The 20,373-nt window shown below is 68.8% G+C and carries 21 protein-coding genes; 10 read left to right on the forward strand and 11 right to left on the reverse strand.

The features are described 5' to 3' along the window. Window positions 1-1,095, reverse strand: a 1,095-nt coding sequence (gene xseA, locus HUU99_RS12835) for an exodeoxyribonuclease VII large subunit (protein ID WP_174286977.1), incomplete at its 3' end; no start/stop codon positions are given. Between xseA and purD the strand changes: the two genes are divergently transcribed. Together purD and HUU99_RS12845 are read left to right on the forward strand one after the other, a co-directional pair. Next, complete coding sequence (purD, locus tag HUU99_RS12840) at window positions 1,094-2,383, forward strand: phosphoribosylamine--glycine ligase (protein WP_174286978.1); 1,290 nt, start codon at window positions 1,094-1,096, stop codon at window positions 2,381-2,383. The genes xseA and purD overlap by 2 nt on opposite strands. A gap of 46 nt (window positions 2,384-2,429) precedes the next feature. Then, window positions 2,430-3,107 carry a hypothetical protein gene (locus HUU99_RS12845; RefSeq protein WP_174286979.1) on the forward strand — a complete coding sequence of 226 codons (678 nt, stop codon included), beginning with the start codon at window positions 2,430-2,432 and terminating at the stop codon, window positions 3,105-3,107. A gap of 107 nt (window positions 3,108-3,214) precedes the next feature. Here HUU99_RS12845 and HUU99_RS12850 read toward each other — a convergent pair whose 3' ends face one another. Further along, window positions 3,215-3,928 carry a hypothetical protein gene (locus HUU99_RS12850; protein ID WP_174286980.1) on the reverse strand — a complete coding sequence of 238 codons (714 nt, stop codon included), beginning with the start codon at window positions 3,926-3,928 and terminating at the stop codon, window positions 3,215-3,217. A 167-nt stretch (window positions 3,929-4,095) separates the two neighbouring features. Between HUU99_RS12850 and HUU99_RS12855 the strand changes: the two genes are divergently transcribed. After that, complete coding sequence (locus tag HUU99_RS12855) at window positions 4,096-4,467, forward strand: hypothetical protein (RefSeq protein WP_174286981.1); 372 nt, start codon at window positions 4,096-4,098, stop codon at window positions 4,465-4,467. Between the two features lie 44 nt (window positions 4,468-4,511). Here HUU99_RS12855 and HUU99_RS12860 read toward each other — a convergent pair whose 3' ends face one another. From HUU99_RS12860 to HUU99_RS12875, 4 genes are all read right to left on the reverse strand, one after another. Next, window positions 4,512-5,813, reverse strand: coding sequence for a hemolysin family protein (locus HUU99_RS12860; RefSeq protein ID WP_174286982.1), 1,302 nt, complete (start codon window positions 5,811-5,813; stop codon window positions 4,512-4,514). A 122-nt stretch (window positions 5,814-5,935) separates the two neighbouring features. After that, the gene (locus HUU99_RS12865; RefSeq protein ID WP_174286983.1) at window positions 5,936-6,619 is read right to left on the reverse strand and encodes an O-methyltransferase; all 684 of its coding nucleotides are present in this window, start codon (window positions 6,617-6,619) and stop codon (window positions 5,936-5,938) included. Window positions 6,620-6,690: 71 nt separating this feature from the next. Then, window positions 6,691-7,119, reverse strand: a complete 429-nt coding sequence (locus HUU99_RS12870; protein ID WP_174287012.1) for a nucleoside deaminase — start codon at window positions 7,117-7,119, stop codon at window positions 6,691-6,693. An 87-nt stretch (window positions 7,120-7,206) separates the two neighbouring features. Next, on the reverse strand, window positions 7,207-7,428 hold the full coding sequence (locus tag HUU99_RS12875) for a hypothetical protein (protein WP_174286984.1): 222 nt from the start codon (window positions 7,426-7,428) through the stop codon (window positions 7,207-7,209). A gap of 195 nt (window positions 7,429-7,623) precedes the next feature. Here HUU99_RS12875 and rpmB point away from each other — a divergent pair, with 195 nt between their 5' ends. Together rpmB and HUU99_RS15645 are read left to right on the forward strand one after the other, a co-directional pair. Then, entirely contained in the window at window positions 7,624-7,923 is a 300-nt protein-coding gene (rpmB, locus tag HUU99_RS12880) for a 50S ribosomal protein L28 (RefSeq protein WP_174286985.1), read from the forward strand. Between the two features lie 422 nt (window positions 7,924-8,345). Further along, a complete protein-coding gene (locus tag HUU99_RS15645; RefSeq protein WP_438827181.1) occupies window positions 8,346-8,492 on the forward strand; it encodes a glycine zipper 2TM domain-containing protein in 147 nt (48 codons plus the stop codon). 169 nt (window positions 8,493-8,661) lie between these two features. Here the strand turns inward: HUU99_RS15645 and phbB are convergent, their stop codons facing one another. The 4 genes from phbB to HUU99_RS12905 form a co-directional block, all read right to left on the reverse strand. After that, window positions 8,662-9,384 carry an acetoacetyl-CoA reductase gene (phbB, locus tag HUU99_RS12890; RefSeq protein ID WP_174286986.1) on the reverse strand — a complete coding sequence of 241 codons (723 nt, stop codon included), beginning with the start codon at window positions 9,382-9,384 and terminating at the stop codon, window positions 8,662-8,664. 25 nt (window positions 9,385-9,409) lie between these two features. After that, window positions 9,410-10,417 (reverse strand): ferrochelatase, encoded by a 1,008-nt coding sequence (gene hemH / locus HUU99_RS12895; RefSeq protein ID WP_174286987.1) that lies wholly within the window; start codon window positions 10,415-10,417, stop codon window positions 9,410-9,412. Between the two features lie 230 nt (window positions 10,418-10,647). Next, complete coding sequence (locus HUU99_RS12900) at window positions 10,648-12,873, reverse strand: xanthine dehydrogenase family protein molybdopterin-binding subunit (protein WP_174286988.1); 2,226 nt, start codon at window positions 12,871-12,873, stop codon at window positions 10,648-10,650. Window positions 12,874-13,085: 212 nt separating this feature from the next. Beyond that, window positions 13,086-14,792: a class I adenylate-forming enzyme family protein gene (locus HUU99_RS12905; RefSeq protein ID WP_174286989.1), complete on the reverse strand. Its 1,707-nt coding sequence runs from the start codon at window positions 14,790-14,792 to the stop codon at window positions 13,086-13,088. 65 nt (window positions 14,793-14,857) lie between these two features. On the opposite strand from HUU99_RS12905, the gene lgt reads away from it, so the two are divergent. The 4 genes from lgt to pgeF all read left to right on the forward strand — a co-directional run bounded on the left by lgt (window position 14,858) and on the right by pgeF (window position 18,189). Further along, on the forward strand, window positions 14,858-15,811 hold the full coding sequence (gene lgt / locus HUU99_RS12910; protein WP_254603188.1) for a prolipoprotein diacylglyceryl transferase: 954 nt from the start codon (window positions 14,858-14,860) through the stop codon (window positions 15,809-15,811). A gap of 76 nt (window positions 15,812-15,887) precedes the next feature. Further along, window positions 15,888-16,931 carry a class I SAM-dependent methyltransferase gene (locus tag HUU99_RS12915; RefSeq protein WP_254603190.1) on the forward strand — a complete coding sequence of 348 codons (1,044 nt, stop codon included), beginning with the start codon at window positions 15,888-15,890 and terminating at the stop codon, window positions 16,929-16,931. Further along, the gene (locus HUU99_RS12920; RefSeq protein WP_174286990.1) at window positions 16,928-17,434 is read left to right on the forward strand and encodes a GNAT family N-acetyltransferase; all 507 of its coding nucleotides are present in this window, start codon (window positions 16,928-16,930) and stop codon (window positions 17,432-17,434) included. Before HUU99_RS12915 ends, HUU99_RS12920 begins: the two co-directional genes overlap by 4 nt. Next, window positions 17,431-18,189, forward strand: coding sequence for a peptidoglycan editing factor PgeF (gene pgeF / locus HUU99_RS12925; protein WP_174286991.1), 759 nt, complete (start codon window positions 17,431-17,433; stop codon window positions 18,187-18,189). Before HUU99_RS12920 ends, pgeF begins: the two co-directional genes overlap by 4 nt. Before the next feature lie 202 nt (window positions 18,190-18,391). On the opposite strand, the gene HUU99_RS12930 is transcribed toward pgeF, so the two are convergent. After that, complete coding sequence (locus HUU99_RS12930; RefSeq protein ID WP_174286992.1) at window positions 18,392-18,772, reverse strand: VOC family protein; 381 nt, start codon at window positions 18,770-18,772, stop codon at window positions 18,392-18,394. Between the two features lie 84 nt (window positions 18,773-18,856). On the opposite strand from HUU99_RS12930, the gene HUU99_RS12935 reads away from it, so the two are divergent. Continuing rightward, window positions 18,857-20,182: a cystathionine gamma-synthase family protein gene (locus HUU99_RS12935; RefSeq protein ID WP_174286993.1), complete on the forward strand. Its 1,326-nt coding sequence runs from the start codon at window positions 18,857-18,859 to the stop codon at window positions 20,180-20,182. Window positions 20,183-20,373: the final 191 nt, after the last annotated feature.

Genomic DNA, 20,373 nt, shown 5'->3' on the forward strand with positions numbered 1-20,373 from the left:
CCCCGACGCGCGGTCGAGCGTCCCGCGTGCCAGCGACACGCGCCGCTCCAGCCCGCGCCCCAGCCGCTGGCCGAGATCGTCCGCGCGCTGGCGTTGCGGCCCCAGCAGCGCGTCTTGCCTCGGCAGCAGCCGCGCCACCATGTCCAGCCGCTCGCGCCCGCGTTCGAGATAGCGCCGCGCGCAGCGTTCGGTCCGCTGCGCATGCCCCTCGATCGTCAGGCGCAGATCGGCGAGCACCGGCACCGCCATCTCCGCCGCCGCGGTCGGCGTCGGCGCGCGCAGGTCGGCGGCGAAATCGCACAAGGTCGTGTCGGTCTCGTGCCCGACCGCGGAGATGATCGGGATGGTACAATCCGCGACCGCGCGCACGACCCCCTCCTCGTTGAACGCCCAGAGGTCCTCGATCGAGCCGCCGCCACGCGCGACGATGACCAGATCGGGCCGCGTCTCCGCCGGCATCGCGTCGAAGCCGCGCACCGCCGCCGCGATCTCCGCCGCCGCGCCTTCCCCTTGCACCTTCACCGGCCAGACCAGGACATGGCTGGGGCAGCGATCCGCCAGCCGGTGAAGGATGTCGCGGATCACCGCGCCCGTGGGCGAGGTGACGATACCGATTCTGCGCGGCAGATAGGGCAGCGGCTTCTTGGCGCGCGCGTCGAACAGCCCCTCGGCGGCGAGCGAAGCCTTTAGCCGCTCGAACAGCGCCATCAGCGCGCCCGCGCCCGCCAGTTCCATCCGGTCGATGACGATCTGGTATTTCGACCGGCCGGGATAGGTCGTCAGCCGGCCGGTCGCGATGACCTCGATCCCGTCCTGCGGCGCGAAGGCGAGACCGCTTGCCTGGCCTTTCCAGATCACGCCGTCGATCACCGCCTGGTCGTCCTTGAGCGCCAGATAGGCATGCCCCGACGCGACTCGCTTGTAGCCCGATATCTCGCCGCGCAGGCGGACATGGCCGAACTCGCCCTCCACCACGCGCTTCAGCTTGAACGCCAGTTCGCCGACCGACCAGGGCGCGGCGTTGTCGCCCGCGACAGGCTCGGCTACCAGCCGCGCCGTCCCTGAATCGATGGGGTCGGGAAAGGGATTGGGCATGAACGTCCTGTTGCTGGGGTCGGGCGGCCGCGAGCACGCGCTGGCGTGGAAGCTCGCGCAGTCGCGTGGCCTAGATACGCTCTACGCCGCGCCCGGCAACCCCGGCATCGCCGCCCACGCGACCATCGTCGCGCTGGACGCGACCGACCATGATGCGGTGACCGCCTTCGCGCAGGGCCATGCGATCGGACTCGTCGTGATCGGCCCCGAAGCGCCATTGGTCGACGGCCTCGCCGACTCGCTGCACGCGGCGGACGTGGCGGTGTTCGGACCCGGCAAGGCGGCGGCGCGGCTGGAGGGGTCGAAGGGTTTCACCAAGGATCTGTGCGCGCGGGCCGGCATCCCGACCGCGGGATACGTACGCGTCACGACGCTGCAAGAGGCGCGGGCCGCGCTCGACCGGTTCGGCGCGCCCGTCGTCGTGAAGGCTGACGGGCTCGCCGCGGGCAAGGGCGTGACGGTCGCGACGACTCGCGCCGCGGCCGAGGCCGCGGTCGCCGACCTGTTCGCCGCACCGGATGCCGAGGCGGTGATCGAGGAATATATGGAAGGCGAGGAGGTCAGCCTGTTCGTCCTGACCGACGGCCGCACGCTGCTGCCGTTCGGCACCGCGCAGGATCACAAGCGCGTCGGCGAGGGCGATACCGGCCCCAATACCGGCGGCATGGGCGCGTACAGCCCCGCCGCGGTGCTGACCCCCGAGCTGGAGGTGCAGGCGATCCGGGAGATCGTCGCCCCCACCGTCACCGCGCTGGCGGCGGCGGGCACGCCCTTTTCCGGCGTGCTGTTCGCGGGGCTGATGCTGACCGCTACGGGTCCCAAGCTGATCGAATACAACGCACGGTTCGGCGATCCCGAGTGCCAGGTGCTGATGGCGCGGTTCGAGGGCGATCTGCTGGCGACGATGCTGTGCGTCGCGGACGGGCGGCTGAGCGAGGCACCGGCGGTGCGTTTCTCGGACGACGCGGCGTTGACCGTGGTGCTCGCCGCGCGGGGCTATCCCGGAACGCCGGTCGCGGGCGGCGCGATCGGCGGGATCGCGGCGGCCGAGGCGATGGGGGTCCGCGTCTTCCAGGCGGGGACGCGGATGGCGGACGACGGGCTGGTCGCCGCCGGGGGCCGGATCCTCGCGGTCACCGCGACCGGGGCGGACGTCGCCGCGGCGCAGGCGGCGGCGTATCGCGGCGTCGATGCGATCGATTTCCCCGACGGCTTTCATCGCCGCGATATCGGCTGGCGCGCCGTGGCGCGCGATATCTGTCGGACGCGCCGTGGCGCGCGGACGTGAAGCGGGCTAGGGTCCGCCCGAGCGAGGATAGGGTCAGGGGCAGCGAATGACGGACAACGGAACCACCGCGATCACGGACATCCATCTGGCGCTGATCGTGATTCTGGCGATCGTCGCGATCGTCGCGATCGTCTGCGGCATGCGGATGAAGCGGGCGCGCGTCGCCGCGGCGAAACGATTCGAAACCAATCAGGACGAATCGCGCGACGCGACCGTACGCGAACAGGCCGAACTCGGCACCGATCCGGTGCACGCCGACGCGCCGTCGCAGTCCCAATCTCAGGCCCAATCCCAGGCGCCATCCGTCCCCGTCGCGCCGCAGCCGGCACCAATCCCGGCACCGGCACCGGCACCGGCCCCGGTCCCGGCCGCGCCGTCACCGCCGCCGCTCGCCGACGAACCCATCGCCGCCGCCGCGCCGACGACCGCGAGCGTGGCGAGCGAAGCCGATTTCGAGAGCATTTCCCCCGCCGGTGCCAACCCCGCCGACCGCCCGGTCACCGCGCTGAAGGGCCTCGGCCCGAAGGTCGCCACCGCGCTCGCCGACCGCGGCATCACGACCGTCGGCCAACTGGCCGCGCTGGACACGAGCCAGGCGGAGGCGCTCGACGCCGATCTCGGCGCGTTCCGGGGCCGCATGACGCGCGACCGGTGGATCGAACAGGCACAGTTCCTGGCGGCGGGGGACGTGAAGGGCTTCGAGGCGGTGTTCGGCCGGCTGTGAGGCCGATGTGAGGTCGGTAGCAAAGCTACCGACCGGTGCCGCGCAAAGCGCCGCGGCACACACCGGCCCGGCCGGCGGCGCTACAGCGCCGTCCGACGACGCGGAATTCACTTCCGCGGCAGGGCCACTGCCCTTATGGTCGCGATCACGAAAGGCAGATCGCGCCGCAGATACGGCTTGAGATCCGCCCAGCCGATCATGGCATTTCCACCCGACAGATAGCCGCCCAATTCATACGGCCCGAACGTCCATGTCATGCCGTCGGGGCCGATGCCGACATGGTCCCACGTCAGCGGAAGGCCGTTCTTCGCGGTGTTCGGATCGACGCCTTCCTTGTTGTCGAACGCCGCAAACGCTTTCCGGCGCAATGCCGCATCGGGTTCTCTGGCGAAGACGTCGTTCTGGACAAGCAACCGGTGCTTTCGGCGCGACCAGATCAGGAAATCGGACGCGTCGTTGTTGGGATGCGCCATGCCCGCTTCGTAATATCCGGCGCCCGCATGCGCGGAAATGATGTCGGGCGATGCGGCCGACACGGTCTCGTATACGTCCAGCGACCCGGCGGTATCGTGGGTTTCGAACGTGTCTTTTCCGGTTCCGTCTTCGCCACCGTAATAGTCGTGCGCCAGTTGCTCGGCATGGGCGACCATCATCCGATCGAAGTCCGCGTCGGCCGCATCCTGGGAGATGGCCGCGCGGACCTGCTCCTTCCACGTCGCGCGGTATCCGGCCGGCGCAGACGAGACCGCTTTCGTGCGGTCGGACAGCGTCCTGCTTTCAAAGGCCGGCGTTCCGGTGGTCATCGCGACAAGAACCAGCATGCCTGCGGATTACCGATGGCCGGCGCGGTTGCCAAGGCGGACCCGCAGCCATATCGGTCTGGCTGAATATCGGCTGCATCTCGCATTCCGCTGAAGTTCAGCGGGCGTAATGAAAAAGGAACCCAAGCTCCCGCCTCTCGCCGGAGCCGATACAAGAGGAGGACGTCATGAAGATCATCGCAATCGCCGTTGCCGCCGCCAGCCTTGCGACCGCCGGGACCGCCGTCGCACAATACGGACCGCGACCGGGTCAGCCCGCCCCGTGGAACGCCGGGTCGTTCTGGCGCGGCGCGCCCGAAAATCCCTATCAGCGAATCCAGTTCCTGCAGGACCGGGTCAATCAGGGCATGGCGAACGGCAGCCTGGACCGCCGCGAAGCGCACCGGGTGAATGGTGAACTGAACGGCGTCCGTCAGTGGATCCAGCGGATGCATTGGCGCGATGCCGGCAACCTCAGTCCCGACCAGCGCGCCCAGGTGCAGGGTCGGCTCGACAATATCAGCCGCCAGATCCGCTGGATGCGCCACGACGGCTGGTAACCGGCTGAGCACCCGCCGGGCCCGCGGCCCGGCGGGGATCGCTCCTAGACCGCGCCCACCAGCAGCTTGTCGATCCGCCGCCCGTCGAGATCCATCACCTCGAACCGCCACCCCTGCAGCACGAAGCTTTCGCCCTCCGCGGGCAGATGCCGGAACACCGCCAGCGCAAGGCCGGCGACGGTCGCATAGTCGCGGTCCTCGGGCAGATCGATGCCGAGCCGCTCGGCCAGCGTGTCCGCCGCCATCGTGCCCGCGACCAGCAGCGACCCGTCGTCGCGCTCCACCACCGACGGCGCATCGTCGGGGTGCGAATCCGACGCGAACTCCCCCGCGATCGCCGCCAGCAGGTCCGCTGGGGTTACGATCCCCTCGAAATGGCCGTATTCGTCATGGATCAGCGCCATCGGCACGTCCGCTTGCCGCAACGCGTCGAGCGCGTCCATCGCATCGATCTGATCGATGACGACGGGGGCCTTGCGCATCAGCGCATGCAGGTCGAGCGGCGTACCCCTGAACAAAGCGGCGGCGATGTCGCGCGCCTGCACCACGCCGACGACCGCATCGATCGATCCGTCCCCGACCGGTAGCCGGCTGTGAGTCGTCGCCAGCAGCGCGTCGCGGATACCGTCGGCGTCGAGCGAGAGATCGACCCAGTCGATCTGGTTGCGCGGGGTCATCACCTCGCGCACCGGCCGATCCGCGAGACGCACCACGCCCGAGATGATCGAGCGTTCATGCTCCTCGATCACGCCTGACTTGGACGCCTCCGCGACGATCAGCTGCAGTTCCTCCGCGGTGACATGCTCTTCCGATTCGCGGCTGAGCCCGATCAGGCGGAAGATCGCCGCGCTGGTCGAATCGAGCAGCCACACGATCGGTGCGGTGACGATCGCCAGCCGGCACATCGCCGGGGCCATCGTCGCGGCGATCGGCTCTGGCGCGCGCAGGGCGAACTGCTTGGGGACGAGTTCGCCGACGATCAGCGAGACGAAGGTCGTCACCCCGATCACGATCGCGAAACCCAGGCTGTGCGCGGTGCCGGGTGCCAGCCCGAGCCATTGCAGCCGAAGCGCGGTCGGCTCGCCCAGCGCCTCGCCCGAGAACGCGCCCGCCAGCACGCTGATAAGGGTGATGCCGATCTGCACCGTCGACAGGAACTTGCCGGGATCGGCCCCGAGCAGCAGCGCCGCACGCGCACCGGCCCGTCCGGTCCGCGCCATCGCCTCCAGCCGGGCCTTGCGCGCGGACACGATCGCCAGCTCGCTCATCGCGAACACGCCGTTCAGCGCGACCAGCGCCACGATGATCGCGACGTCGATCCAGGGAAAGGGCGGGAGCGGTGCCATCGGCGGCTTCCTGCTTAGCCGCACATCGCGGTCGGCGACAACGTATCTTGTGGCGGATCAGGAACAATCCCCGGGCGCGGTATGTCGCGTGCGGCCCCAGCCGCGCAGCGGACCGGCGGGCGTCATGCGTCGACGACCCTGGCGAGCACGAACCCGTCCCAACCCTTCTCGCCGACGGTCTGAATGGCAGTCGCGATCAAGCGCGGCTCGGCCGCGATGACGTCGAGAAAGCTTCGGACGCCGCGAACATTGGGATCGTCGCTATCGGCGTGAACGACGGCCCCACCGCGAACGACGTTATCGCCGATGATGACGGTGCCCGGCACTGACAGCTGCAAGGCCCACCGGATATATTCCGGGTTGTTCGGCTTGTCGGCATCGATAAAGATCAGGTCGAACGGACCCGTCAGCGTCGGCAGGATGTCCAGCGCCTTGCCGACCCGAAGGTCGATCCGGTCGGATAATTTCGCACCCTCGATATTGGCGCGGGCGACGGTGGCATGGCGCTCGTCGGCCTCGATCGTGACGATCGTGCCGCCGTCCGGCAAGGCGCGGGCCATGCGTATCGTGCTATACGCACCGAGCGTACCGATTTCGAGGATGCGTCCGGCACCGGCGATCTGAATCAATAGCGCCAGCATCTGTCCTTGCAGCGCCGAAACGTCGTGCGACGGAAGACCCGCCGCAGCGTTCGCCGCGAGCGCCCCGATCAGCGCGTCGTCGTCCGGCGCGAACATCCGCGCAAAATAGGTATCGACCGCCATCCAGCGTTCGGCATCGGCGAAGGGATAGTCGGGTTGGCGCATATATATTTCCCGGTGAACGAACGCCTCGACATATTGCATGTCCCAGGGTTTGCCGACCCACCGGGACGCATTCACCGCCGTGCGGCGAAAAAAATCCTCAGCAAATCCGCCGCCTCGGCTTCGCCTATGCCCGCATAGACTTCGGGCCGGTGGTGGCAGGTCGGTTGCGCGAACAGGCGGGGGCCGTGTTCGACCGCGCCGCCCTTCGGGTCGGGTGCGCCGTAATAGAGTCGTGCGATTCTGGCATGGGCGATCGCACCGGCGCACATCGCGCAGGGTTCGAGCGTGACCCAGAGATCGCAATCCTTCAGCCGATCCTGCCCGAGCGCCAGCGCGGCCGCGCGGATCGCCAGCATCTCGGCATGCGCGGTCGGATCGGACAGGCCGCGCGGCGCATTGCCCGCGGCGGCGACGACCCGGTCGCCCCGCACGATCGCCGCGCCGACGGGCACTTCGCCCAATGCGGCGGCGGCGCGGGCGTGGTCGAGCGCGGCGCGCATCGGTGGCGGAAGCCGGATCATCCTACACCGATACCCCGTATCCGCCGCGCGCAGACGCTGGTCCGCCGACGCTACGATCGCAAAGCGTCAATGCGCGGGGGTGGGGCTGGCACCTGGTTTCTGGACCGAGATCGTCGGCACCGCGACGGTCTCGTTCTTCGTACCCAAGGTCACCCGTGCGACATCGGCCTGGAAGGTTGGGGCCTGGACGACCGCGGGGCGCGTCTGGTCGATGTTGATGATCCCGAAATACATGCACCCGGCGACGACGATGATGACAAGAGCGATCAGGACGAGCAGCGTGCGCATGATGTTCCCCTTCGGTTCGAACAACGGTTCGGTGGCGTAACAACGCGACGCCGGTATGACGGTTGCACGGCGCGTACGGCATTGGCCACAGGGAATCCAAGAGCGTTCGGAGCCGGGAATCGGTTGACGCCTGCGCTGCACCCGGCTATCCGCGCGGCCTTTCCGGGTAATCTCCGAGCTATAAGGTATCGATCGATGTCGCGCATCTGCGAACTGACCGGCAAGGGCCGGCTGGTCGGAAACAACGTTTCCCACGCCAACAACAAGACCAAGCGCACGTTCCTGCCCAATCTGCAGAACGTGACGCTGATTTCCGATTCGCTGGAGACCAGCGTGCGGCTGCGGGTCTCGACCCATGGGCTGCGCTCGGTCGAGCATAATGGCGGGCTCGACAATTGGCTGGTCAAGACGAGCGACGATCTGCTGTCGCTGCGATGCCGCCGCCTGAAGCGCACCATCGTCAAGAAGCGCGCGGACGCCACCGTCGCCGCCTGACGCCATGCGGGCGTCGTGAAAACGCTGCAATCGACCGACCGACGGCCCGCGGCTCCCTGTCCGGAGCCGCGGGCCGTTCGTATTTGCGTGCCGTGCGACCGCCGCGCCTGAACGCGCGATAACGGACGCATTCAGTATCCGCTCAACGCCGAACGCCCATACCGCTTTCCATCGACGACGGATGCGCCGCCGCCGGTCGGAAAGGGAGAGGGTTCGATGCCGAAGCACAGTCTGTCCGGTGCCGCCCCCTGCTGGCCGCCGCAATACTCGCGCCGTCCGCGGCGACCGCGCAGCATTCTCGTTTCACCGGCAGCGGTCTTGCGACGCGCGGATATGACCGCGGCGGCTATCCGAACCGCTCTGGCTACAACCGTCCCGGCTACCGTCCGGCGCGCTGCGACAGCGGCACCGGCGGGACGATCATCGGCGCGATCGCCGGCGGTCTGCTCGGCCGCAGCATCGACACACATGGCGACCGCGCCCCGGGCACCGTGCTCGGCGCGGGAGCCGGTGCCCCGGCCGGCAATGCGATCGGCCGATCGGGCAATCCCGGATACTGCCGCCGGTAGCGCGTCAGTTACCCTCGCGTAGCGTTTCGAGGGGCGGGCCGGCGTCCTCCTGCAAGGGGGGACGCCGGTTTCGTTTATTCGGCGGAGTGGGGAGAAGGCCTGGCTCGCAACCCTTCTTTCGTACCGGTGGAAAGCCGTCGGCTTTGCCGAGGCGACGCGCCTGCGCCCGTCAGTACATATGCTGCCCGCCATTGATGCTCAGCGTCGACCCGGTCACGAACCCCCCCTCCTCGGAACACAGGAAAGCGACCCCCCGCGCGATCTCGTGCGCCTGGCCGAGCCGTCCGACCGGGATCTTCGCGACGATCTTCTCCAGCACGTCGCCGGGCACCGCCGCCACCATGTCGGTATCGATATACCCCGGCGCGATCGCATTCACCGTCACGCCGACCTTCGCGCCCTCCTGCGCCAGCGCCTTGGTGAAGCCGTGGATGCCCGATTTCGCGGCGGCATAGTTGACCTGGCCATATTGCCCGGCCTGGCCGTTGATCGATCCGATATTGACGATCCGACCCCATTTGCGGTCGCGCATGCCGCCGAACACCGCCTTCGCCATGTTGAAGCAGCCGCCGAGATTGGTGTCGATCACCTCTTTCCACGCGTCGTAGGTCAGCTTCAGGATCGTGCCGTCGCGGGTGATGCCCGCATTGTTGACGACGATATCGACCGGCCCCAGGTCCGCGGCGACCTGCGCGCAGCCCGCTTGGCACGCGTCATAGTCCGCCACGTCCCATTTATACGCGGCGATCCCGGTCCGGTCGGTAAAGGCCGAGGCCCGTCCGTCATTGCCCGCATAGGTGGCGGCGACGGTGATGCCCATGGTCTTCAGCGTCAGGCTGATCGCCTCGCCGATGCCGCGCGTACCGCCCGTCACGATCGCAATCCGTGCCATTCACCTCTCCTCTTTTGCCGCGATGCTAGAGGGGCGCGACCCAGCCTTCAAGCTCGCGCGACAGGATGCGGCGAAGCATCGCGATACCGGGTTCGGTGTCGTTGAGGCAGGGCAGATAGGCGAAACGCTCGCCGCCCGCCGCCTCGAAGCTCCCGCGCCCGCGGATCGCGAGTTCCTCCAGCGTCTCGAGACAATCCGATGAGAAGCCCGGCGCGAAGATCGCGACCGTCTTCAGCCCCTTGCCCGGCAGCGCGGCGAGCGTCTCGTCGGTCGCCGGCCCGAGCCATTTCGCAGGCCCGAACCGCGACTGGAACGCCACGATCAGGTCGCGGTGCATCGCCTCGCCGAGCAACCGCGCGGTCTTCTGGCAATGGCAATGATAGGGATCGCCGAGCGCCAGCGTCCGCCGCGGCATCCCGTGGAAGCTGGCGACGAGCGCATCGGGCGCGAAATCGAGCGCTGCAAGCCCCGTCTCGATCGACGCCTTCAGCGCGTCGATATAGGCCGCCTCGTCATGATAGGGCGGCAGCGTGCGGATCGCGGGCTGCCAGCGCATGCTGGCCAGCACCGCGAACGCCTTGTCGTTCGCGGTCGCGGTCGTCGCCGCGCAATATTGCGGATAGAGCGGGGCGAGCAGGATGCGTTCGCACCCTGCCGCCTTCATCGCCGCCAGCCGGTCGGGGATCGACGGATTGCCGTAGCGCATCGCCCAGTCGACGGTAACGCCCGGTCCGAATGCGTCCGCCAGCGCCGCCGCCTGTCGCTTCGTGAACGCCGCGAGCGGGGAGCCCTCCTCGCTCCACACCTGGCCGTACGCATGCGCCGATTTCTTCGGTCGGGTATTCAGGATGATCCCCCGCAGGATCGGCTGCCACGCGATCGCCGGCAGTTCGACGACTCGCCGATCGGACAGGAATTCGCCGAGATAGCGCTTCACCGATTTGGCGTCGGGGCCGTCGGGCGTGCCGAGGTTCATCAGCAGCACGCCGATGCGGGGCTTCGGGATCGGCGGATGATCGGGCGGGAGGAGCATCCATTCTGCCTAGGGGTCAAACCCCATCCCGCCAATGACCGTCGTCGCGTTTACCGCGTTAGGTTTCGATTTCGCACGAAGACACGAAGACACCAAGAATAAGACGATGGCGGCGAGGGACCGGCATGACGGCGCAGCCGCTTTGTCGATGGGGGAACCCCTTCCTCGCGCCTTCGTGTCTTCGTGCGAGCCATTTCTTTGGTGCCTTCGCGCGACCATGACCGCACGGCCTATAGACGGCGACCAGCCGCCAACGGCAGCGATCGGATGCGGACACCCGTTGCAGACTGGAGCGCGTTGGCGATCGCAGGGGCCACTGCGGGCACGCCCAGCTCGCCGACCCCGCCGGGTGCCTCGTCGCTGCGGATGATCTCCACCGTCACGTCGGGGGCGTCGTCGAGGATCGGCAGCGCCATCCCTTCGAACCCGTGCACGCTTGCCGAGCCGCCGACAAAGCCCGTCGATGCCCCGAGCGCCATCGCGGTGCCGAAGATCAGCCCGCCCTCGATCTGCTGCCGGACGATGTCGGGGTGGATCACGCGCCCGCAATCGACCGCGGCGACGAGCCGATCGACCACCGCCCGCCCGCCCTCTCCGCTATGCGCCTCCGCCAGCACCGCGATATAGCTGCCGCGAAAGGCGTGGCAGGCGATCCCCTGTCCGCTGCCGGCGACGCCGCCGTCCCACCCGCCGAGCGACGCCGCGGTCGACAGGCACCGCGCCAGCCGCGCGTCGCCGCCGAGCATGCCGATCCGGTAGGACAGCGCTTCGGTGCCCGCGACATGCGCCAGTTCGTCGAGGAAACATTCGGTGAAGAACGCGGTATAGCCATGCGCACCACCGCGAAGATGGCCGGTTTCGATTCCGATCTCGGCCGGGTGATGATCGATCGCATGGTTCGGAATGCGATACGGCGGCAGCGCGCCGGCGACGGCATAGGCGTCCCCCGCCGACCCGAGCGCCAGCGCGGCATCGGTCGCGATGCCGGACAACAGCCGTTTCGCCAGCGCCTTGCCGGTCGCGGGTGCGGCGATCTTCGCCGACCAGCCCAGGATCGCGCCGCCGGGGGCGAGCCGCGCCGCCATCCGCGCGGTGGCGGGCGGACGATACAGGTCGTTCGCGCCCTCCTCGCCGCGCGACCAGACCAGCGCGACGGGGCGTTCGATCGCCCGCGCGATCACCGCCGCCTGTGCCGCCGCACCGGTCTCGATCCGGTCGCCGAACCCGCCGCCGACCAGCATCGGGTGGACGACGACCGCCGCCTCGTCGATGCCGAGCGCCTGCGCCGCCGCGCGGCGGGCATTGGCGGGGGCCTGCGTCGGAAGCCATAGCTCCAGCCGACCGCCATGCCAGTGCGCGGTCGCGCTGGTCGTCTCGATCGCGGCGTGGAGCCCGGGCGCGACGCGGTAGTCCGCGGTCACGATACGCGCACCCCGGAACACGCCAGCGACGTCGCCCGCCCTGGCCATGCGCGTACCCGGCCCGTCGAACGCGGCGGTGAGCGCGGCGTCGATCGACCCGGTCGTCGCGACGGGGCCTGTCGTCTCGAACCTCGGGTTCAATGCGGCAAGCCCGCGCTCCGCCGCCCACCACGTCGTCGCAGCCACCGCGACCCAGCCCGGCCGGTCGACGATCGCGACCACCCCGCGGATTCGATCGGCGGCGGCGCGGTCCATCGTCACCAGCCGGCTGTCCCCGCGCGGTGCCTGGCGGATCGCGGCATGGACCATGTCGGGCAAGCGGATGTCGCCGGCGAAATTCGCCGAGCCGTCGACCTTCGCCGGCACGTCGATCCGTGGCACCGATCGGCCGACCAGCTTGCCTGTTCCCGGCGCGTCGGTGGGCAGCGGATCGGGTAGCGTCTCCTTCGCCGCCGCCTCGGCGAGTTCGGCGAAGCGCAGCCGCTTGCCCTGGTGGACGACGAACCCCGCGTCGACCCCGCAATCGGCCCAGCCGACATCCCAGCGCTTCGCCGCCGCCTTGCACAGCAATGTCCGCGCCGCCGCACCCGCCTGCCGGCATGCGTCCTCGAACATCCGTACCGACGACGATCCGCCCGTCAGCATCACCGGTGCCCGCCGCGCCGCTTCGTCGATCATGCCCACGGGCAGCGCGTCGTCGATGCCCTCCAGCAACGAGCGGAGCCCGAGCGGGTTGGCGTAGAGCGGATTGACCGGTGCCGCCTCGACTCCGACGGTCCGCCAATCCGCGCCAAGCGCATCCGCGACGATCTGCGGCAGGACGGTATAGACCCCCTGGCCATGTTCCGCCTGCGGCACGGCAACCGTGACGTGGCCGTCCAGGCCGATCTTGAGCCACGCGCCGAACACGCGTTCGTCGGCGTTGGCGACCAGGTTGACCGGATAGGCGCGCGGCCACGCCGCCCAGGCGACGACCAGCCCGACACCGACCCCGCCCCCGACCAGCAAGGTCCGCCTGTCGATCGCCTGCGCCATGCGGGATGCTCTAGCCTCGGTAGCGTTGGGTGCAAGCAACCTTCCTCGCCTCCCCGGCGAAGGCCGGGGCCCAGTTGCGAGACGATTGTTGCAGCGCGCACCGCGCGATCACGAGAACCGTGGCAGCTGGGCCCTGGCCTTCACCGGGGAGGCGGCGGGAATTCGGGAGGCGGTGGGAGTTGGCAGTGAAAGTGCCACCGCCAATACTGACCTCAGGCCGCCACCGCCAGCGCGCGATAGGTCTTGCAGACCCGGACCTTGTCGATCTTCTCCGTTCCCAGCCGCGGCAGCGGGGCGTGGGTGATCCAGATCGTCCGCGGCACCTTGAACGCGGCGATATGCGCATGCAGGAACCCGGTCAGGCCCTCCGCGGTCAGCACCGTCCCGTCGCGCGGGACGACGACCGCGCCAGGCACTTCGCCGAAGCGCTCGTCTGTCAGCCCGAACACCGCGGCTTCGGCGACGTCGGGATGTTCGTAGAGCGCCGCCTCGACCTCCTGGCAGGAGATGTTCTCGCCACCGCGGATGATGATGTCCTTCTTGCGGTCGACGATGAAGACATAGCCGTCCTCGTCGAGATACCCGATATCGCCGGTCAGGAAATACCCGTCCGCGGTCATCGCCGCGGCGGTCGCATCGGGACGCCCCCAATATTCGCGGAAGTTGCAGATCGACCGGATCGCGATCTCTCCGCGCTGTCCTTGCGCGACGGGCCGTCCGGCATCGTCGAGGATCGCCAGATCCACCAGCGGCAGCGACGGCCGCCCCGCCGAATTGGGTTTGGCGATATAGTTGGACCGCCAATTGCTGGTGCCGATCGCATTCGTCTCGGTCAGGCCATAGCCGATCAGCGGCGCGCCGCCCTTTCCATCCGGGCCGGCCATCTCCTCCGCGATCCGGCGGACGTGCTCGGCCGGTCGGGGCGCGCCGCCCGCGGCGAAATCGGCGACGGTCGACAGGTCGTATTTCGCGCGGTTCGGGTGGGTCAGCAGCTCGAAACTCATCAGCGGCACGCCGACGAAATAGGTGATGCCTTCCTTCTCGATCAGCCGCATCGCTTCTTCCGCATCCCATTTGGCCATCAGCACCAGCTTGCGCCCCATCGCGAAGCTTTGCAGCATCACCGCAATTTCCGCGGTGACGTGGAACAGCGGCACGTTGAGCAATGTCGACGGCTGGCCCACAGGCGGATTGCCGTCCTGGGTCGCGATGCCGACCATCGTCATCACTTGCGCCAGGTAATTGAAGATCGCCTGCACCACGCCGCGGTGATCCGACAGCGCGCCCTTCGACAGGCCGGTCGAGCCCGACGTGAAGAGGATCGTCGCGGGATCGTCGGGCATGACGGCCGGCAGGGCGATCGCGGCGTCGCCCCCGCCGAGCGGTCGCAGTGCGGCCGCCAGCGGCCGGGCATCGTCGATCTCGATCACGACGCAATGCGCATCCTCGAGGCTCGCCAGACGCTTCGCCCGGGGCGGATCGGCGAAGACCATGTCGCACGCCACCTCGTTCAGCGCCGCCGACAGCTCTTCGGTCTGCCACCAGCCGTTGAGCAGAGTCGCGATGCCGCCGACCATGACGATCCCCATGTAGAGCGCGATCCAGGACGGCGAATTGCGCATCGCGATGCCGACACGGTCGCCCTTTACGACACCGCGCGCGACCAGCACATGCGCGACGTCGGTCGCCGCGGCATGGACTTCGGCAAAGGTCAGCCGCTCGTCGCCGGCAACGAGGAATGTCGCCTCCGCATGTTGGCCCGCGAAATGCGCGAAATACGCGCCGAGCGTCGGCGGCGCGGCGGCGATCACCGGCAGCGCGCGGCCATATCGCGCGATGCTGGTGAGCGGGAGCACCCCCTCGTCGGCAACGACCGCGGCCATTGCCGCATCCATCCGCTGGTCCAGCACGCTGGGCATCATTCTCTCCGCTTGGTCTTGTCGCCTGACCCCCTTATGCAGGGGTGAACGCAGAGGGGAAAGTCTTGATCCTGGCAATGCTCGCCGCGGCCATCGCCGCGCCAGCCGGCGATCTCGCCGGTCACCTTATCGGCACCGGCGATCTCGCCGGTCACCTTACTAGCATCGGCGATCCCGCCGATCATATCCGATTCGAGAATCTGGGATTGCACCCGGACATCTTCTCGGTCGGAATCTTCACGCTGCGCTGGTATTCGATTGCCTATATCGCGGGCATTCTGGCGGGCTGGTGGTATCTGCTGAAACTGCTCGACCAGCCCGGCGCGCCGATGGCGCGGCGGCATGCCGACGATCTGGTGTTTTATGCGACGCTCGGCATCATCCTCGGCGGGCGGCTTGGCTATGTCATCTTCTATGCGCCGGACATGTTCCTGCATCCGGTGCGAATCCTCCGGCTGTGGGACGGGGGAATGTCGTTCCACGGCGGGGTGATCGGCGTTTCGCTGGGGCTGATCCTGTTCGCACGCGCGAATGCGCTCAACTGGCTGCGCGTCCATGATTACATCGCCTGCTGCGTGCCGTTCGGGCTCGGCTTCGGGCGGCTCGCCAATTTCGTGAACGGCGAATTGTGGGGCCGGCCGACGAACGTCGCCTGGGCGATCGTCTTCCCCACCGGCGGCGATGTCGCGCGGCACCCGAGCCAGCTCTACGAGGCGGTGCTCGAAGGTGCGCTCTTGTTCGCGGTCCTGTGGTTCGCGTTCTGGCGCACCAAGGCGCGCTACGATCCGGGCAAGCTCGTCGGACTGTTCATCCTCGGCTACGGCCTCGCGCGCTTCGCGGTCGAATTCGTCCGCGAACCCGATAGCCAGTTCGCGGGGACGCTGTTCGGCGAATGGGGCTTCCATATGGGCCAGTTCCTGTGCCTGCCGATGATCCTGGGGGGCGTGTATCTGATCGCGACGGCAGCGGGCCGGCGGCGAAGGGTGGAACCGATCGCGGGGACCGAGAGCGTGGCGTAGTAAAATCCTCCCCGCGCGCGGGGAGGATTTTCGATCCCTTGTCCGCGACACTATCCGCGGGCATTGCGCCGCGACGATGACCCCTCCCCCCTCCCCCCTCGCCGACCGCCTCGCCCGCGCGATCACGCTGGCTGGACCGATGTCGGTCGCGCAGTTCATGGCTGCGGCGAACGCGCATTATTACGCGACTCGCGATCCGCTGGGCGCAGGCGGCGATTTCACGACCGCGCCCGAGATCAGCCAGATGTTCGGCGAACTGACGGGCGCGTGGTGCACGGACCTGTGGGACCGGGCGGGGCGACCCGCTATCGCCTGGGTCGAACTGGGGCCGGGCCGCGGGACACTGGCCCCCGACGCGGCGCGCGCGATGGCCAAGGCGGGGCTGACGCCGCCCATGCATTTCGTCGAGACCAGCCCGGTGCTGCGCGCGGCGCAGGCCCAGCGCATCCCCGACGCGACCTGGCACGACAGCGTCGACACGCTCCCCGCCGATCGCCCGCTCATCGTCGTCGCGAACGAGTTCTTCGACGCGCTGCCGATCCGCCAGCTGGTGAAACGCGACCGGTGGCACGAGCGGCTCGTCGCCTGCCAGGACACGCTGTTCCTCCCCGTCGCGGGCAAGCCCGTTCCCGACGCGGTCATCCCGGAACCATTGCGGGTCGCCCCGCCCGGCGCGATCATCGAGGCGTGTCCGGATGCGGTCGCGACCATGCACGCGCTCGCCGGGCGGATCGCCACGCAGGGCGGCGCGCTGCTGGCGATCGACTATGGCTATGACGGCCCGCTTGTCGGCGAGACGCTGCAGGCGGTGCGCGATCACGCCCCCGCCAATCCGTTCGACGCGCCGGGCGAACAGGACCTGACCGCGCATGTCGATTTCACGACGCTCGCCGCCGCGGCGCAGGCGGCGGGAGCGGTCGCCTGGGGGCCGATCAACCAGCGCGAGCTGCTCGGCGCGCTCGGCATCGATCAGCGCACCGCCGCGCTTGCGCGCGCCGCCCCCGACCGCGCCGATGCGCTGATCGCGGACCGCGCGCGGCTGATGGACGACATGGGCACGCTGTTCCGTGCGCTGGCCGTGACCGCGCCGGGCTGGCCCGCACCGGCGGCGTTCGCATGATCTACCGCGATGTCGCGCTCGCCGACGGCCCCGCGCTCGCGGCGATGGCTTGCGTGTCGTTCACGGAGACGTTCGGGCATCTCTACACCGCGCGCGACCTGGCGACGTTCCTCGATCGCACTTTCGGGCCCGGCGGATTACCGGCGCAGATCGGTGACCCCGCCTATCGCATCCGCCTGGCGGTGGAGGGCGCGGCGATCGCCGGCTTCGCGAAGATCGGCCCCGTCGCCTTTCCCGGCGATTGGCCCGAGCGGGCGATCGAACTGCATCAGCTTTATGTCCTGTCGGGCCATCAGGGCACCGGGGTCGGGCCGACGCTGATGGATTGGGCGACGGACGCCGCCCGCGAACGAGGATCGAGCGACATGGTATTGAGCGTCTGGGTCGAAAACGATCGTGCGCGGGCCTTCTACGAACGGCGCGGGTTCGTGGAGGTCGGCCGCTACGTCTTCCGGGTCGGCGATCACGAGGACGACGACCGGCTGATGCGGCTGACGCTGTGAGCGGGGTCGAGGTCATCCGCGCCGCCGCGCTCGACGGTGTGCCGCACGGCTTTCTCGGGCGGCACGGGGGTGTGTCGACGGGCGTCCATGCCGGGCTGAACGTCGGGATCGGATCGGACGACGACCCGGTGGCGGTCGCGGAAAACCGCGTGCTGGCGACGCGCGCGGTGCTGCCCGGCGCGCATCTCACGACCGTCTATCAGGTGCACGGCGCGGAGGCGGTGACGGTGCGCATGCCGCTGGCCGATCGCCCGCACGCCGATGCGCTGGTGACCGACCGCCCCGGGCTCGCGCTCGGCATCCTGACCGCGGACTGCGCGCCGGTGCTGCTGGCGGACGTGCAGGCGGGTGTCGTCGGCGCGGCGCATGCGGGGTGGAAGGGCGCGCTGGCGGGGGTGACCGACGCGACCGTCATCGCGATGACCGCGCTGGGGGCGGAGCCGGCGCGCATCGTCGCCGCGATCGGCCCCGCGATCGCGCGCGCCAGCTACGAGGTGGACGACGCGTTCCTGCGCCGCTTCGCCGCCGCGGACCCGGCAAACGAGCGCTTCTTCGCCGATGGTCGCGCCGGGCATCACCGGTTCGATCTGGAGGCCTATGTCGCGCATCGGCTGGCGGTGTCGGGGGTCGGCCGGGTCGAGGCGATGGGGCTCGACACCTATGCCGACGCGGACCGCTTCTACAGCTACCGCCGCGCGACGCATCGCGGCGAGCCCGGCTACGGGCGGCAGATCGCGATCGTCGGTGTTGGGTGATCCGCCGCGCCCGCGAGGATGTCGTACCGGTCCGTTGATTACTCCGTCATGCCGGGCTCGTCCCGGCATCCATCGTGCCGCGCATTCTCACGCTTCTGGTTTCGCGGCGCGATCGACCCCGGATCAAGTCCGGGGTGACGGAATAATTCGACCGAAGCCTTCACCGCCCCGGATGCCGGGACGCGCCCGGCATGACGCAAGCCTACCGCGTCTTCACGTCCTCCGGCGCGGTCAGTTGCGCGACGATCAGCCCGTTGCCGTCCGGATCGCTCAGCATCGTGAAGCGTCCCCAGGGCTGTTCGTCGATCGGCGAAGGCGTGCCGCCCGCCGCCGCGATCCGTGCATGTTCGGCGTCGATATCGGCGACGTGGAACATCAGCCCCTGCATCGATCCCGGCTTCATCTGGTCGAACCAGGTGACCAAAGCAACGGTCGATCCGCCGTCCGCCGGCTGCATCTGGAGCCAGCGCATCGCCGGTCCCATCGGCGTGTCGTTGACCACCGACAGCGCGAGCACGTCGCGGTAATAGGCGAGCGACGCTTCCGGATCGCTGACGGGGATCGAAACGACGGCGACCGGCATGGGCAATCCTTCGCGACGTGGATCGCTACCGTATCACGATGCGACGCGTTCCGCTACCGCGCGACAAAACGCATGGAGAGCATGATGCCCGACCTGACCGAGACCGAAGCCGACATGACCGGCGTCCCTGCGCCCGCCGCCGCGAAGCCGTCGGTCGAGGCGATCGGCGATCGCAAGCTGAAGGCATCGACGATGATGATGGGGCATGGCTACGACCCGTCGCTGTCCGAAGGTGCGCTGAAACCGCCGATCTTCCTCACCTCCACCTTCGTCTTCCCCAACGCGGCGGCGGGCAAGCGTCATTTCGAGGGCGTGACCGGCAAGCGGCCGGGCGGCGCGGATGGCCTGGTCTATTCGCGGTTCAACGGGCCGAACCAGGAAATCCTCGAGGATCGCCTCGGCATCTGGGAAGAGGCGGAGGACGCGCTCGCTTTCTCGTCGGGGATGTCCGCGATCGCGACCCTGTTCCTGTCGATGGTGAAACCGGGCGACACGATCGTCCATTCGGGGCCGCTCTACGCCGCGACCGAGACGCTGATCGCGCGCATCCTCGGCCGGTTCGGGGTGCATTGGCTCGATTTCCCCGCAGGCGCGACGCGCGAGGAGATCGACGCGGTGCTGCGCCGCGCGGCGAGCGGCAACGTCGCGATGATCTACCTCGAAAGTCCCGCCAATCCCACCAACGCGCTGGTCGACATCCAGGCGGTCGCGGCGAGTCGCGACGCGATCTTCACCGGCGAGACCAAGCCGCCGATCGCGATCGACAATACGTTCCTCGGACCGCTATGGCTGCAACCGCTCAAGCACGGCGCGGACATCGTCGTCTATTCGCTGACCAAATATGCGGGCGGGCACAGCGATCTCGTCGCGGGCGGGGTGCTCGGGTCGAAGGCGCATATCGATACCATCCGGTCGATGCGCAACACGATCGGCACGATCTGCGACCCGAACACCGCCTGGATGCTGCTCCGGTCGCTGGAAACGCTGGAACTGCGGATGAGCCGCGCGGGCGAGAATGCGGCGAAGGTCTGCGCATTCCTGCGCCGGCATCCCAAGATCGAACGCGTCGGCTATCTCGGCTTTCTGGAGGACAGTCCCGGCATGGAGCGGCAGGCGGACATCTACCGCCGGCATTGCACGGGCGCGGGTTCGACCTTCTCGCTGCTGGTGAACGGCGGCGAGAAGGAAGCGTTCGCGTTCCTCGACGCGCTGAAGATCGCCAAGCTCGCAGTGTCGCTGGGCGGCACCGAGACGCTCGCCAGCCACCCGGCGGCGATGACGCATCTGTCCGTTCCCGACGCCCGCAAGCAGGCATTGGGGATCACCGACAATCTGGTGCGCATCTCGATCGGCGTCGAGGATGCGGACGACCTGATCGCCGATTTCGACCAGGCGCTGGCGGCGATTTGACGGCTGGACGGTACCGAAGGCGAATCGTTCCGCGGTATCTGGATGATCGGGCACCCCGAATAAGGATCGCGCTCGCCGCCATGCTACAAGCGGTGATCGCCGCGATGATCCAGCCAGGTGCCGCGCGCAGACCGCTATCCCGCTGCCGGTCGCTTCGTCGCGAAGCCGTTGGCGTAACGGGCAGGGCCGCG

Source organism: Sphingomonas bacterium (genome assembly GCF_903642285.1).
Lineage (GTDB): Bacteria > Pseudomonadota > Alphaproteobacteria > Sphingomonadales > Sphingomonadaceae > Sphingomonas.